The organism is Azospirillum cavernae (assembly GCF_003590795.1).
Classification (GTDB): Bacteria; Pseudomonadota; Alphaproteobacteria; order Azospirillales; family Azospirillaceae; genus Azospirillum; species Azospirillum cavernae.
Map to the genome: position 1 here is coordinate 312470 of NZ_QYUL01000003.1, position 15346 is coordinate 327815.

Annotated in this window: 9 protein-coding genes; 7 read left to right on the forward strand and 2 right to left on the reverse strand. The window is 66.0% G+C overall.

The annotated features are described in order from the left end of the window. Positions 1-89: 89 nt before the first annotated feature. Entirely contained in the window at positions 90-2945 is a 2856-nt protein-coding gene (locus D3877_RS21200) for an FAD-binding and (Fe-S)-binding domain-containing protein (protein WP_119832774.1), read from the reverse strand. A 103-nt stretch (positions 2946-3048) separates the two neighbouring features. Then, positions 3049-4698 carry an L-lactate permease gene (gene lldP / locus D3877_RS21205; protein WP_119833134.1) on the reverse strand — a complete coding sequence of 550 codons (1650 nt, stop codon included), beginning with the start codon at positions 4696-4698 and terminating at the stop codon, positions 3049-3051. A gap of 503 nt (positions 4699-5201) precedes the next feature. On the opposite strand from lldP, the gene D3877_RS21210 reads away from it, so the two are divergent. The 7 genes from D3877_RS21210 (at position 5202) to D3877_RS21240 (ending at position 15341) form a co-directional block, all read left to right on the forward strand. Then, complete coding sequence (locus tag D3877_RS21210; protein WP_119832775.1) at positions 5202-5972, forward strand: FCD domain-containing protein; 771 nt, start codon at positions 5202-5204, stop codon at positions 5970-5972. An 83-nt stretch (positions 5973-6055) separates the two neighbouring features. Beyond that, on the forward strand, positions 6056-7465 hold the full coding sequence (locus D3877_RS21215; RefSeq protein ID WP_119832776.1) for a sigma-54-dependent transcriptional regulator: 1410 nt from the start codon (positions 6056-6058) through the stop codon (positions 7463-7465). Beyond that, the gene (locus D3877_RS21220; protein ID WP_238475015.1) at positions 7462-11217 is read left to right on the forward strand and encodes a response regulator; all 3756 of its coding nucleotides are present in this window, start codon (positions 7462-7464) and stop codon (positions 11215-11217) included. Before D3877_RS21215 ends, D3877_RS21220 begins: the two co-directional genes overlap by 4 nt. 228 nt (positions 11218-11445) lie before the next feature. Next, complete coding sequence (gene gltA / locus D3877_RS21225) at positions 11446-12777, forward strand: citrate synthase (RefSeq protein ID WP_199720877.1); 1332 nt, start codon at positions 11446-11448, stop codon at positions 12775-12777. A gap of 80 nt (positions 12778-12857) precedes the next feature. After that, entirely contained in the window at positions 12858-13910 is a 1053-nt protein-coding gene (locus tag D3877_RS21230; protein WP_119832778.1) for an NUDIX hydrolase, read from the forward strand. Beyond that, complete coding sequence (locus tag D3877_RS21235; RefSeq protein ID WP_119832779.1) at positions 13900-14577, forward strand: prepilin peptidase; 678 nt, start codon at positions 13900-13902, stop codon at positions 14575-14577. The genes D3877_RS21230 and D3877_RS21235 overlap by 11 nt, the downstream gene beginning before the upstream one ends. Positions 14578-14690: 113 nt before the next feature. Continuing rightward, positions 14691-15341, forward strand: coding sequence for a response regulator (locus tag D3877_RS21240; protein ID WP_119832780.1), 651 nt, complete (start codon positions 14691-14693; stop codon positions 15339-15341). The last annotated feature ends 5 nt before the right edge of the window (positions 15342-15346 follow it).

The window sequence follows — 15346 nt, forward strand, 5'->3', positions numbered from 1 at the left end:
ACGCGGGAGAGGGGGCCTTGCGGAAGGGCGGCGGCAGTCCCCTCTCCCGCCAGCGGCGGGGGAGGGTTAGGGAGGGGGCCAGCGCCCCCTTAAAATGCGGACTCCGGCGCCTTCGCGCGCGAGCAGGAATCCACCAGATACACGATGGAACGGTACGGCACGCCCGCGTGATGCGACAGCCCGATTTCGCAGGTTCGGCTGGTCGAATAGCCGGATTTGGCGCCCGCCGGAACATCCTTGGCCAAATGGCGCAGGGCGTGGGCGTTCAGCTCCGGCGTTGAGAATCCCTTGTCACCCGCAAAGCCGCAGCAGCCGACATCCTCCGGGATCACGACGTTGCTGGAGCAGGCCCGCGCCACGGCGGTCAAGGCGCCGTCCAACCCCATGCGGCGGGTGGAGCAGGTCAGATGCAGGACCACCGGCTCGTCGGTTTGGGTGATCGTCAACCGGGGCAGGGCGTAAGCGTGCAGGAACTCGGCGACGTCGAGGATCTTCATGCCGTCGTCGGTCAGCCGCTTTTTCAGGCGCAGGGCGCAGGGGCTGGTGTCCATGACGATGGGAATCAGGCCGTTCTGGCTGACCTTGCGCAACGCGGCCAGCATCGCGTCGGCCTTGGCGTCGGCCTGGGTCGCCAAGCCCTTGCTTTCCAGCGGCATGCCGCAGCATTGCCCGGCCAGATCCTCCGGGTACAGCACGCGGAAACCCGCCTTGCGCATCAGCCCTTCGACCTTTTGCGGCAGCGGCGTCTGTTCGGGGTCGCTGGCCGCCGGTCCCATCGAACGGCTGACGCAGCTTGGGATGTAGACCACCGAGGGCGTCGCGGCGGTCGAGCTGTGGCCAGTGTGGGAAAGGTCGGGCAACGGCGTGAAGTTGGTCGCCGTCGGCAGGGCGCGCGGCAGGCTGGGGATGTGGCCGCCGGTCAGCGCGCGGGCCGTCCGCTCCACGACCGCCGGGCCGACCGTGCGGCGGGCGAGATCGGCCAGACGCAAACCGACGCGGGCGACGTCGAGCGCGCCCGCCGTGTGGTCGGCGACGAAATCGCCAACCCGCTGGGCGACCGCGCCGCGCCGCTGGCCGCGCAGCGCCTTGACCAGCAAGCCCGTCTCGATGCCGACCGGGCAAGCGGTAGAGCACAGGCCGCAGGCGGCGCAGGTGTCGATGCCCTGGTAATCATAGGCGGCGCTCAGCGCGTCCAACCGCGCCGGGTCGGCGCCGTCGCGGGTCAGGCGGGAAATCTCCCGCCAGCCGACGATGCGTTGACGTGGCGACAGGGTGAGCTTGTGCGACGGGCACGTCGGCTCGCAGAAGCCGCATTCGATGCAGGTGTCCACCAACCCATGGGCGGCGGGCATCGCCTTCAAATTCTTCAGATGGGCGTCGGGATCGCCGTTCAGAATGACGCCGGGGTTGAGCAGCCCTTGCGGATCAAAGAGATCCTTGATCTCTTTCATCAGCCCGTACGCCTGCGGTCCCCACTCCAGTTCGACGAAAGGGGCCATGTTGCGGCCCGTGCCATGTTCGGCCTTCAGCGAGCCGTCGTAGCGCTGCACCACCATGGCGCAGACCTCGTCCATGAAACGGCGGTAACGGTCGATCTCCGCGTCGGTGTCGAAGGCCTGGGTGAAGACGAAATGCAGGTTTCCTTCCAGCGCGTGGCCGAAGATGATCGCCTCGTCATAGCCATGCTTGGCGCACAGACCTTGCAACTCCACCGTCGCTTCGGCCAGACGGTCGAGCGGGAAGGCGACGTCTTCGATGATGACGGTGGTGCCGGTTTCGCGCACCGCGCCGACCGCCGGGAACAGCCCCTTGCGGATCTTCCAGAAGCCTTCGCAGGCCTTGGGATCGGTGGTGAAGGCGCCGTCGCCGATGGTGGTGGTTTGCGCCAGAACCGCGCCGATTTGATCGACCTGGGCGGCCAACGCCTCGGCGCTCTCCGCGCGGGTCTCGACCAGCAGGGCGGCGGCTTCCGGCCCAAAGCCCTTGATCTGCGGCGGCATGCCCGGCTTGTTTTCGATGGAGCGCAAACCGGCGCGGTCCATCAGCTCCACCGCCGACACCGGGGTCGGCTTCAGCAGGGTGACGGCGCGGCAGGCTTCGGCGATGTCGGGGAAGAACAGCAGGGCGCTCGCCTTGTGGGCGTGCTCCGGCACCGTGCGCAGGGTGATGGTGGAGATGAAGCCCAGCGTCCCTTCCGATCCGATCAGCAGATGCTGGAGAATGTCGATGGGATCGCTGTAATCGACCAGCGCGTTCAGGCTGTAGCCGGTGGTGTTTTTGATGCGGAACTTGTTGCGGATGCGCTCCGACAGCGCGGCGTTGGCCCGGGTGCGGGTTCCCAGCGTCGCCAGCGCGTCGAGGAAGGGGGCGTGGCTGCGCTGGAAGGCGGCGCGGCTTTCCGCGTCGCCGGTGTCCAGCGCCGCGCCGTCGGCCAGCACCAGCCGCATCGATTCCAGCGTCCGATAGCTGTTCTGCGCGGTGCCGCAGCACATGCCGCTGGCGTTGTTGGCGGCGATGCCGCCGATCTTGGCGGTGTTGATGGAGGCCGGATCGGGGCCGATCTTGCGGCCCAGCGGGGCCAGCTTGCGGTTGGCGTCGGCGCCGATGACGCCGGGTTGCAGCGTCACCGTTTCGGCGTCGGATGAAATCCGGCAGCCGCGCCAGCCGTCGCCCAGCAGGACGAGCACGCTGTCGCTGACCGCCTGCCCCGACAGGCTGGTTCCGGCGGCGCGGAAGGTGACGGGCGTGGCGTGGGCGCGGGTGACGCGCAGCAGGCCGACGACCTCCTCCTCGCTTTCCACGATGGCGACGATCTTGGGAATCAGGCGGTAGAAACTGGCGTCCGTGCCATAGGCCAGCGTCCGCAAGGGATCGGTGATAAGACGGGCGTCCGGCAACAGGCTGCGAAGCTCGGTCAACACGCGATCATAGGGGGCGGGCAGCATCGGTCCAGTTCCTTCGGATCAAGGAGTGACGACGGTTTGTTCAGCGAAAGGCCCGGTCGGACGGGGCGGAACAGCGCTCGTCCGACCGGCGTTCACATCAGGCTCAGGGTATCATCCAGGGAACAAGATAGGCCTGGATCGTGGTGATGACGCCGATGATCGCGACAAAGAACAGGCTGTGCTTGACCGTGAAGCGGAACAGATCGGCCTCGCGCCCAACCAGCCCGACGGCGGCGCAGGCGACCGCGATGGATTGCGGCGAGATCATCTTGCCGGTGACGCCGCCGGTGGTGTTGGCCGTCACCATCAGAATGTCCGACAGGCCAAGCTGCTGCGCGGTGGTCGCCTGCAAGGCGCAGAACAGGGCGTTGGACGAGGTGTCCGACCCGGTCAGAAACACGCCCAACCAGCCCAGAACCGGCGAGAAGAACGGGAAGGCTTGACCCGTGCCCGCCAACAGCAGCGCCAGGGTGGAGGACAGGCCCGAATAATTGGCGATGAAGGCGAAGGACAGCACCATGCCGATGGAGTAGATCGGGCGGCGCAGCTCGGACAGCGTTTCGCCGAAGGTGGCGGCGGCGGCGGCGGGCTTCATGCGCAGGAAGACCACCGTGACCAGCGCCGTCAGCAAAATGGCGGTGCCGGTGGCCGACAGCAGATCCAGCTTGTAAACCGCGTCATAGCCCTTGGGCGACGGCACGATGGGGGCGACCTTCATGACGAGCTGGTGCAGGCCGTCGATGGGGAAATACAGCACGGTGGAGGCCAGCGCGCCGGTCTTGGCGAACAGCGCCTTGAAGGGGGCGAGGCTCCACACCGTGACGATGGCGGTCAGGACCAGGAAGGGCGACCACGCCTTGACGATCTGGGCCGAGCTGTAGACGGGGGCGGTTTTGGTCGTCGGGGCGGACGCCTCGTTGTCGAACCGGAAGATCCGCTTGGGCTTCCACACCTTCAGGAACAGCGTCAGGCTGACGAGGCTGAACAGCGCCGAGGTGATGTCCGGCAGCTCCGGCCCGATGAAGTTCGAGGTGAAGAAGACGCCGAGGGCGAAGGTGCTGCCCGCCACGAAAATCGCCGGCCACGTCTCGCGCACGCCGCGCACGCCGTCCATGATGAAGACGATCCAGAAGGGTACGAACAGCGCCAGCAGCGGCAATTGACGACCGGCCATCTGGCCGATCTTGAACGGATCCAGCCCCGTCACCTGTCCGGCGACGATCATCGGGATGCCCATCGCGCCAAAGGCGACCGGCGCGGTGTTGGCGATCAGGCAAAGACCGGCGGCGTAGAGCGGGTTGAACCCCAACCCGACCAGCAGCGCGGCGGTGATGGCGACCGGCGCGCCGAACCCGGCGGCGCCCTCCAGAAACGCGCCGAAGGAGAAGCCGACCAGCAGCATTTGCAAGCGCTGGTCCTCGGTGATCGACAGCACCGACGAGCGGATGATGTCGAACTGCCCGGTCTTGACCGTGATCTTGTAGAGGAACACCGCCCCGACGATGATCCAGGCGATGGGCCACAGACCATAGAGGAAACCATAAACGGCGGACGCGAAGCCCATGCCCAGCGGCATCTTGTAGAACAGGATGGCGACGGCCAACGCGATGGCGACGGTGATGGTGGCGGCGACATGCCCCTTCATCCGCAGCACGGCCAGCGCCACAAAGAAGAAGATGATCGGCAACGCCGCGATCAGCGACGATATCCAGAGGTTCCCCGCCGGATCATAGACTTGCATCCAAGGTTGCATCGTTTCTTCCATTCATCTTTGGCCGCGACGGACGGCCCAAGCCTGACGCGCGCGACGCGCCGGGGGCCGCCCGTCGCGGCAAACGGGGGAGTTCCTGACCTAGCGACGGTGGGGAGGAGGCCGGTGGCCCGGCGTCAGCGCCGATCAGCCCGCAAAGGCGCTGATCGGCAACAGACAAGCGTTCGCCGCAACGCGAATGGTTGCGACGCGGAGCGCCCTTCGGCGGGTCCGTCCTTATCCCCAGATAACCCGGATGCCCTTGACCAACCGTCGGATCAGGATAACTTCCTTCACCATGTGACGCCTGATTGGACATCTCTTATCCAAAACATGACGATTGGATAAAAGATTTTACCAAACGGTGCAACGGTAAAACCATTCGCGCAGCGATGCACTTTCGTAGGGGGGGCGTCCGACCGCCCCCGTCGGGACAGCGCAGTGGACGCCGTTGGAACCCATGGGGTATTGAAAACCCGACACGCGCGAGGAGGACCGCCGACCCAATGCCAGGGACGATCAAACCGGCCAAGCTGGCCGACGCCATTGCCGAGCATCTGGAAAAGCTGATCCTGGAAGGCGCGCTGCGTCCGGGGGAAAAGCTGCTGGCCGAACGCGAGTTGGCGTTGAAGCTGGACGTCTCCCGCCCCTCCTTGCGCGACGCCATCGCCAAGCTGGAGGAGCGCGGCCTGCTGGTGTCGGGCCGCAACGGCACTCACATCGCGCAATTCCTGTCGCACATCGGCGACCCGCTGGTGTCCTTGCTGCAAAACAACCCGCAAACGAGCTTCGATTACCTGGAATTTCGTTGCTCGATCGAGGCGCAGGCCGCCGCGCTGGCGGCCCGGCGGGCGACCGATCTGGATCGCGAGGGAATCCGGGGCATCGTCGCCCGCATGAAGGCGGCGCACGGCAAGGACGACAGTTCCGAAGAGGCGGATTCCGACGCCGAACTGCATTTGGCGATCTATGAGGCCGCGCACAACGTCGTTATGCTGCACATCATGCGGACTCTGTCCGACATGCTGCGCAACGACGTGTTTTACAACCGCGCCGACCTCTATTCCCGGCCCGGCGTGCGCGACCTGCTGCTGGACCAGCATCTGGCCATCGCCGACGCCGTTCTGGCCGGGGACGCCGACCGCGCCCACAAGGCGGCGGAGGCGCATGTCGCCTTCACCCTGAAGACCCTGCGCGAAATTCGCGAGAATGACGCGCGGTTGGAGGTGTCGTTGCGGCGCATTGGGAGGACAGACCTGATTGACAGCTCGGGTTAACCCCCACAAGGTGCAGGTCGATCTGGTGGAAATCTCCCACACAGGTTACAATTTCGACATCGCAGACGACAAACGAACCGGCCATGTCCGCACTGTCCAAGCCCAGAGTGCTTCTGATTGAGGACACGGTTCCGCTTGCGAAACTGTATGTTGAGTTTCTGCGCGGCGAGCCGTTCGACGTCGTTCACGTCACCCGTGGCCAGGAGGCCTTGGCGCAAGCCGAGGAACGAGCGCCCGACGCGGTGATTCTCGATCTGAAACTCCCGGACATGGACGGGCTGGACGTTCTGCGCCTCCTGCGCGAACGGGATCCCGGCGTTTCCATCGTCATCATCACGGCGCACGGCTCCATCGACATCGCGGTGGAGGCGATGCGGCTTGGCGCCTTTGACTTCATCGTCAAACCCTTCAACGCCGACCGCCTCAATCTGACCCTGCGCAACGCGCTGGAACGCCGAACCCTGACCCGCATGGTCGAGGGGTATCGCAAGGATCTCGACCGCGACCGCTTTTACGGCTTCATCGGCAGCTCGCCGGAAATGCAGGCGGTTTACCGCACCATTGAAAGCGTGGCGGCCAGCCGGGCGAACGTCTTCATCACCGGGGAAAGCGGCGCCGGGAAAGAGGTGGCGGCCCAGGCGATCCATCGCGCCAGTCCGCGCCGCTCGCAAGCCTTCATCGCCCTGAATTGCGCGGCGATTCCAAAGGATTTGCTGGAAAGCGAAATTTTCGGCCATGTGGCTGGCTCCTTCACCGGAGCCAGCGGCGACCGGCCGGGCGCCGCGATGTTGGCCAATGGCGGCACGCTGTTTCTCGATGAAATCTGTGAAATGCCGTTCGAGTTGCAAAGCAAGCTGCTGCGCTTTGTCCAGACCGGCGCCGTGGTTCCTGTGGGCAGCGGCCAAGAGACGCGGGTGGACGTCCGATTCGTCGCCGCCAGCAACCGCGATCCTTTGGCGGAGGTCCAGGCCGGACGATTCCGCGAGGATCTCTATTACCGCCTTCACGTCATCCCGCTGGCCCTGCCGCCGCTGCGCGACCGGGGCGAGGACGTGGTCGAAATCGCCCGGATCTTCCTGGCCGACTACGCCCAGGAAGAGGGAAAATCTCTGGTCGGCTTCGCGCCAGAGGTTGAGGCGCGGTTGCGCGCCTATGATTGGCCCGGCAACGTCCGGCAATTGCAAAATGTCGTGCGCAACATCGTGGTGCTTCAGGACGGGCCGCAAGTGACGCTGGACATGCTGCCGTCCCAGGTGACAGGCCCCACCCGGCAGGCGGGCGTCGCTCCGTCGCCTCCCTCGCAACAGGCGGGGCCAAGCGTGGCCGACGGCGCCATCCTGCCGCTGTGGCGGGTGGAAAAGGACATGATCCAGCGCGCGTTGCGGCTGTGTGGCGACGATGTGCCAAGCGCCGCCCTGATGCTGGAAATCAGCCCGTCCACCGTCTACCGCAAGCTCCAGCAATGGCGCGGCTCTGGGGAGAGCGCGGCGTGAGCGCGGTCCCCGCGCCCTTTCCCGCCGATGAGGCGGAACGCCAACGCGCGCTTGATTCCTATTGCGTGGTGGAGACGGAGCCGGAGGGTCGGTTCGACAACATCACCCGGCTGGCCTCGCATTTCTTTGGCACGTCCATCGCCTTGGTGTCGTTGATCGACCATGACCGCCAATGGTTCAAAAGCCGGGTCGGTTTGGGCGCGACGGAAACCCCGCGCGATCTCGCCTTTTGCGCCCACGCTATACTCAGCGACGAGGTTCTGGTGGTGCGCGACGCCACGCGGGATCCGCGCTTTTCCGGCAACCCGCTGGTGACGGACGCGCCGCACATCCGCTTTTACGCCGGGGCGCCGTTGTTGGCCGACGGGCATCGCCTTGGCACTCTGTGCGTCATCGACGACATTCCGCACATGGGCTTCAGCCCACGCGACGCGGAAACCCTGACCCAGCTTGCCCGGCTGGTGGTGGATGAGCTGGATCTGCGCCGCGAGATCCTGCGTCGGGAACAGGCCGAAGCCGATCTGCGCGAGCGCACCCGCTTGCTGAACATGGCCGAGGAGGTCGGCGAGTTCGGCCACTGGTACACCAATTTCAGCACCGGCGAGCGGCGTTGGTCGGATGAGGTTTTCCGCATCATCGGCTTGGAGCCGGGCAGCGTGACGCCTTCCGGCGAATTGGCCATGAGCGTGACGCATCCAGATGACCAGGCGCGCATGGGCGCGGCGCTGAAACGGGCGCAGGAGACGGGCGAAGGCTTCGACATCGCGATCCGCTTGCTGCGCCCCGACGGCTCCGCCCGTGACGCGACGGTTCGCTGCACGGTTGATCTGGACGCGGGCGGCAAACCCATTGGCCTGTTCGGCGTCATGCAGGACGTCACCGACCGCAAGCGTGAAGAGGAAGAGCTGCGGTCCAGCCGTGAGTTGCTGGCGTTGACCTTTCAGGCGACGCGCGACGGGATTTGGGATTGGGATCTGCGCGCTGACTCCATTTGGTTTTCGCCGATCTGGAAGGAACAGCTTGGCTATCACGACGACGAGATTGAAAACTCGTTCGACGCCTGGGCGGACCTGATTGTGCCGGAAGATCGGCTGGCGGCCATGGCGCTGGTGGAGGATTACAACACCGGACGCGTTCCCGTGTTTGAAATGGTCCAGCGTTTCCGCCACAAGAGCGGTCATGTCGTCCACATCCTCAGCCGCGCCATCCATGTGCTGGACGAGCACGGCAAGGCCGTCCGCATGGTCGGCGCCCACACCGACATCACGCGCGAGAAGCAGACCGAAGAGGCGCTGGGGCTGGCCAAACAAACCTTGAGCGACGCCATCGAGGCGATTCCCGAAGGGTTCGTCTATTACGACGCCGATGATCGGCTGATTCTGTGCAACAGCCAGTATCTCGACGCCCACCCCCGCACCGCCCCGGTCATCCGCCCCGGCACGCCGTTCGAGACTATTTTGCGGACGGCCATCGCCAACGGTGAGTTCGGCGGCGCGCCGTCCACCGACATCGCGCTTGAAGACTGGATCCGAGGCGAACTGGAACGTCACCGCGCCCCCAGCCTGCCGTTTGAGCGTCAATTGTCCGATGGCCGCTGGATCCTGGTGGCGGAAAACAAAACCGCCAGCGGCGCGCTGGTCGGCACCCGCACCGACATCACCGACCGCAAACGCTTCGAGACCGAGTTGCAGCGGCAGGCCGCCGACATGTGCGCGCTGGCCGAAGGGCTGGATTCCGCCCGCGAGGAAGCCGACGAGCAGCGGTTGCGCGCGGAGGAGGCGACCCGCGCCAAATCCGATTTCCTGGCGACGATGAGCCACGAAATCCGCACGCCGATGAACGGCATCATGGGCATGACCGAACTGCTGTTCGACACGCCGCTGAACGAGGAGCAGCGGCAGTTCGCGCAGGCCGTGCGTGGGTCCGCCAACGCCCTGCTGACCATCATCAACGACATTCTGGATTTTTCCAAGCTGGAGGCCGGCAAGGTCGCCATCGAGGCGTTGCCCTTCGATCCCGCCGACGTGGTGGAGGGCGTGGTCGAACTTTTGGCGCCGCGCGCGCGGGACCGAGACATTGAGATCGGCTTCTTCGTCGATCCGAATTTGCGCCGAACCTTGATCGGCGACCCCACCCGCATCCGGCAAATTCTGATCAATCTGGTCGGCAACGCCATCAAATTCACCGACCATGGCACCATCGCCGTCGAGTTGGAGGCGCGGGATCTCGCGACTGACCATCTGGTCATGCGGATGTCGGTGACGGACAGCGGCATCGGCATCCCCGAAGACGCGCTGCCCACCTTGTTCAACAAATTCCAGCAGGTTGACGGCTCCATCACCCGGAAATACGGCGGCACCGGCTTGGGGCTGGCGATCTGTCGGCAATTGGCGGAGGTGATGGGGGGCGGCATCTCCGTTGAAAGCGCGTTCGGGCATGGCAGCCGGTTCCAGGTCGATCTTCCGCTGGCGCTGAGCGGGGAGGAGATCATTCCGGCCGCCCGTCCGTTGGCGGGGCGTCGGGCGCTGATCGTCGACGATCTGGCGATCAACCAGCGGGTTCTCGCCTCGATGCTGGACGGGCTGGGCGCGACGGTGACGGTGGTGGACAGCGCGCTGGCGGCCCTGGACGCGCTCGACCGCGTCACGATGATCGGGCAACCTTTCGACGTCGCCCTGATCGACCAGACCATGCCGGTGATGGACGGTTGCGCGTTGCTGGCGGCCATGGCGGGGCAACCGTTGCTGGCGCGCACGAAACGGGTGTTGGTCACGTCCCTGGGGTTGGGCGGGCGCGTTGAGCGGGGGTTGGCCGACGCGGTGCTGACCAAACCCTTGCGCCAGTCGGCGCTTTTGTCCTGCTTGATCGGGCTGTTTGATCCATCGTCGGCGATCACCCCGGCGCTTCCAGAGGCGGAAAATTCTGGAAGCGACGCCGCAGGTCCACGCACCGGCCATGTCCTGCTCGCCGAAGACAACCGCACCAATCAGTTGTTCGCCTCCACCCTGTTGGAACGGCTGGGCTACACGGTTGAGGTGGCCGAAAATGGGGAACAGGCGCTGGCCATCGCAGCGGCGGGCGGCCTTGATTTGATCCTGATGGACGTGCAAATGCCGGTCATGGATGGGCTGGACGCCGCGCAGGCGATTCGTCAATTGGACGGGCCGCGCGCGCGCGTTCCGATCATCGCCTTGACCGCCGACGCCATGCCCGGCACCCGTGAGGAATGCCTGAGCGCCGGTATGGACGATTACATCACCAAGCCAATCAACCGGGCGGGTTTGGTGGTGGCCCTGGACCGCTGGCTTGCGCCCGCTTCGGCGGAGCGCCTCTCCGAGCCGCCGCCTCCCCCCGAAAAGGCGCAGCCCCTGGACGGCGACGCCGGGCATGGCGAGGCGCTCGATGAATCCGTTCTGCTCAGCCTGGAAGCCAGCGTCGGGGCCGACAGTCTGGCCTTGATCGTTGACAGCTTTTTGGAGGATGTCGCCGAGCGGCTCGCCCGCCTGTCGGTGATGAACGATGGCAAAGAGGATGGTCATCTCGATCTGGCGGTGTTGGCCGGGGAGGCGCACGATCTGTCCAGCATGGCCGGAAGTTTCGGCGGCATGGCCGTCATGCATTTGGCGTGGCGTTTGGAAGTCTCGTGCCGTCATGGTGAACAGGAAAAGGCGCAAGCGCTGCTTCCGGCCCTGGTCCGCGAAGCCGGACGATTGGAGCAAAGCCTGCGCCTGCGGGTGTCGGAACGCGCCTGACGCGAAGATGGAGCCGGACGCAAGGCAGAGGGCGGCGCCGCATCCGCTGCGGCGCATCGGACATGTTGGTCTGGGCCGCGTCGTGCTATTCTTCCGACCGGCCAACCGCGCGGGCTGAACACCGGCGCGCAAGAACCAAGGCGGCGCAACGCCACGGCCCGGCACGCTCCAACAAAGCGTGGCGGACCGGACTGCAAAAACCAAGCAGCCCCTAGGAGAGTGACAAGCATGGAATCGAGCAAGCACACGCCGCACGGTGATGTGACCGAGGTCGGCACCATCACGCTGACCGACAACGTCACGGGCAAAACGCTGACGCTGCCGTTGCTGGAAGGGTCCACCGGACCGCGCGTTGTCGACATCCGCAAGCTGTACGCCGCGACCGGCTATTTCACCTATGATCCGGGCTTCACCTCGACCGCCGCCTGCGATTCGGCCATCACCTACATCGATGGCGACGAAGGCGTTCTGCTGCATCGTGGCTACGCCATCGCCGATTTGGCCGACAATTGCGATTTTCTGGAAGTCTGCCACCTGCTGCTGAACGGCGAACTGCCGAACGCGGAGGAGAAGGTCGATTTCGCGCGCACCATCACCTACCACACCATGGTGCATGAGCAACTCGCGCGCTTTTACAGCGGTTTCCGCCGCGACGCCCACCCGATGGCGATCATGTGCGGCGTCGTCGGCGCCCTGTCGTCCTTCTACCACGATTCCACCGACATCTTCGATCCGGTGCAGCGCAAGATCGCCGCGCACCGGCTGATCGCCAAGATGCCGACCATGGCGGCGATGGCCTACAAATACACCGCCGGTCAGCCCTTCATGTACCCGCGCAATGATTTGTCGTATGCGGAAAACTTCCTCTACATGACCTTCGGCACGCCGTGCGAGCCGTACAAGGTCAACCCGATTCTGTCGAAGGCGATGGAGAAGATCTTCATCCTGCACGCCGACCACGAGCAGAACGCCTCCACCTCCACCGTTCGTTTGGCTGGCTCCTCGCACGCCAACCCGTTCGCCTGCATCGCGTCGGGCATCGCCGCGCTGTGGGGGCCGGCCCATGGCGGCGCGAACGAGGCCGTGTTGAAGATGCTGGAGGAGATCGGCTCGGTCGAGCGGATCCCCGAATTCATCGCGCGCGCCAAGGACAAGAACGACAGCTTCCGCCTGATGGGCTTCGGCCACCGGGTCTACAAGAATTACGACCCGCGCGCCAAGATCATGCGCGAGACCTGTTACGAGGTTCTCGGCACCCTGGGCATCAAGGACGAGCCGCATCTGGCCATCGCGATGGAATTGGAAAAGATCGCGCTGTCCGATCCGTATTTCGTCGAGAAGAAACTTTACCCGAACGTCGATTTCTATTCGGGCATCATCCTGAAGGCGATGGGCTTCCCGACCAGCATGTTCACCGTGCTGTTCGCGGTGGCCCGCACCGTCGGCTGGATCAGCCAGTGGAAGGAAATGATCGAGGACCCGGCCCAGAAGATCGGCCGTCCGCGTCAGCTCTTCACCGGCCACCCCGCCCGCGACTTCGTGCCGCTCGACAAACGCTGAGGTCTGTCGGATCCGCGCGCCCCCCGGTCTCTTTCTACGGGGCCGGGCGGGCGCGCGGGACAGGCGCGGAGTGTGATTTTGTGACGTCAGACGTTCAGTTGGGACTGTCGGTCGCCGTGGTGGCGGTGGCCGGTGGGACGCCGCGCGTGGTAACGGTGCGCAGCGAGTTCGCCGTTCCGGCGGAGCATCGCCGGGGCGACGAGCCGTTGCCGCACCGCGACGCCCTGCCCGGCGCGCCGTTCGAGCCGGAACGCTTCCGCACCCTGCAAGACGGCGTGCGCGCGGTGGCGGAGGGGCTGTCCGGCCTGTCGCTGCGCTATGTCGAGCAGCTTTACACCTTCGGCGACCGTTTCCGCGACCCGCACGAGCTGTTCGGCGGGCCGCGTTCGGTCGTGGTCGGCTATCTCGCCCTGGTGCGCGACGCCCCATTGGCGGGCGCGGCGGCGGAATGGCGGGCGCTGTACGATCATTTCCCGTGGGAGGATTGGCGCGACCAGCGCCCGGCCCTGCTGGACAGCGTCATCATCCCGGCGTTGCGCGGCTGGATCGCGGCGGCGGGCGATGACGAGGCGCGCGCCCGGCGCGGCGAACGCGCGCAGCTCGCTTTCGGCCTGGACGGGGCCGATTGGGACATGGAGCGGGTTCTCGAACGGTATGAGATTCTGTACGAGGCCGGTTTGGTCGTCGAATCCTTCCGCGACCGCGATTTGGCCGCGCGGATGGCCGAGGCCCCGCCGCCGGGCGGCATCATGCCGCGCGCGCTGGGCCGACCGATGGCGCGCGACGGGCGGCGCGTCCTCGCCTCCGCGCTGGAACGGCTGCGCGGCAAGCTGAAATACCGGCCCATCGTGTTTGAATTGCTGCCGCCCACCTTCACCCTGCACCAGCTTCAACAGGTGGTCGAAGCCCTGTCGGGCGAGCGGGTGCACAAGCAAAATTTCCGCCGCCTGATGATTTCCGGCGGTTTGGTCGAGCCGACCGGCAGCTTTGAAAGCCAGACCGGCGGACGCCCCGCCGAACTGCACCGTTTCCGCCGCCAAGCCATCCACGAGCGGACCAGCGCCGGGGCGATCCCCTCCGCCGACCCTTCCGCCCCGCCCCCCTCCGCGCCGCCCGCGTCCAATGGTCGCTGACCTTCCGTTTTTGGCGGTGGCGTCGGTTTGCGTTCTCGCCGCGCTGCCAATCGGTCGGGTCATCGGCGCGTTGGCCGAGGCGTTGCCCGATCAGGCGTGGCCGGAGGGTGAAGGCTGGCGCGGGCGCCCGCGCCCATGGGCGACGGCGGGCGCGGCGGCGGTGGCGGCGATGGCGGCGGTGGCGTTGCCCTGGCCGCTGCTGCCGGTTGGCTGCCTGTTCGGGTGGGCCTTGCTGTTGGCGTCCCTGGTGGACGCGCGGCGCCGCTTGCTGCCCGACGTCGTGCTGCTGCCCTTGATTCCCCTTGGTCTGGCGGTGACGGCGTGGGAAAGCCCGGCGGGTGGTTGGGCCGACGCGCTGAGCGACCACGCGGCGGCGGCGGCCTTGGGCTACGCCCTGTTCGCCGGTCTGGCGGCGGGCTATCGCCGTTTGCGCGGGCGCGACGGGTTGGGGCTGGGCGACGCGAAACTGTTGGCCGTGGCCGGAGCCTGGCTGGGGATGGAGGGACTGCCGAACGTCGTGCTTCTGGCGGCGCTCAGCGCGCTGGGGGTGACGGTCGTCCTGGCGGCGGCGCGGCGGGACCGCCTTTCCGGCGGCGCGTCAATCGCGTTTGGTCCCTATCTGGCGGCGGCGCTGTGGCTGCTATGGTTGGCGGACGGCCCGTTCTGATTGGTGCAACTTTTCTTTTTGGTGGGAAAGGTTGTCGCGCGGCGTTGGGCGCTGTTGTCAACGCGCGCCGGGGGGCCGATACTGGTCGTTATGGTTTTCACATCGGATTGTCCATGTCTCACCGCATTCTGATCGCCGACGACCACCCGCTGATGCGCACCGCCTTGGCCCAGACCATTGGGCAGGCGATGGCCGGGGCCGAAATTCTGGAAGTCTCGCGGTTCGACCAGATCAAGCCGGTGCTGGAAACCGGCGAGGGGGTGGACATCATCCTGCTCGACCTGCACATGCCGGGGATGAGCGGGTTGATCGGCTTGATGATGCTGCGCTCCGAACATCCGGCGATTCCGGTGATCGTGGTCTCGGCGTCGGAAGATCCGGTGACGATCCAGCGTTCGATTGATTACGGCGCCTCGGGCTTCGTGCCAAAATCCGCCCCCAACACCCAGATCGTCGAGGCGATCAACGCCGTGCTGGATGGCGAATTGTGGTTGCCGGAACTCCACGGCGCGCACGACGCCGACGCCCCCGACCCGGCCCAGCGCGCGGCGACCCTGACTCCGCAACAGCTTCGCGTGCTGGCGGGCATCGCCGAGGGCAAGCTGAACAAGCAGATCGCCTATGAGATGAACGTCGCCGAAACCACGGTGAAGGCCCACGTCACCACGATCCTGCGCAAGCTGAACGTGCTGACCCGCACCCAGGCCGCCGTTCTGGCCAGCCAACTGGCCCTGGCCCCCGCGCCGCCGCCGCCGGTGGAATAAGGCGG

Coding starts and splice junctions, on each gene's coding strand:
- D3877_RS21200 (WP_119832774.1), bottom strand. CDS start 2,945: ATGCTGCCCGCCCCCTATGATCGCGTGTTGACCGAGCTTCGCAGCCTG.
- lldP (WP_119833134.1), bottom strand. CDS start 4,698: ATGCAACCTTGGATGCAAGTCTATGATCCGGCGGGGAACCTCTGGATA.
- D3877_RS21210 (WP_119832775.1), top strand. CDS start 5,202: ATGCCAGGGACGATCAAACCGGCCAAGCTGGCCGACGCCATTGCCGAG.
- D3877_RS21215 (WP_119832776.1), top strand. CDS start 6,056: ATGTCCGCACTGTCCAAGCCCAGAGTGCTTCTGATTGAGGACACGGTT.
- gltA (WP_199720877.1), top strand. CDS start 11,446: ATGGAATCGAGCAAGCACACGCCGCACGGTGATGTGACCGAGGTCGGC.
- D3877_RS21235 (WP_119832779.1), top strand. CDS start 13,900: ATGGTCGCTGACCTTCCGTTTTTGGCGGTGGCGTCGGTTTGCGTTCTC.
- D3877_RS21240 (WP_119832780.1), top strand. CDS start 14,691: ATGTCTCACCGCATTCTGATCGCCGACGACCACCCGCTGATGCGCACC.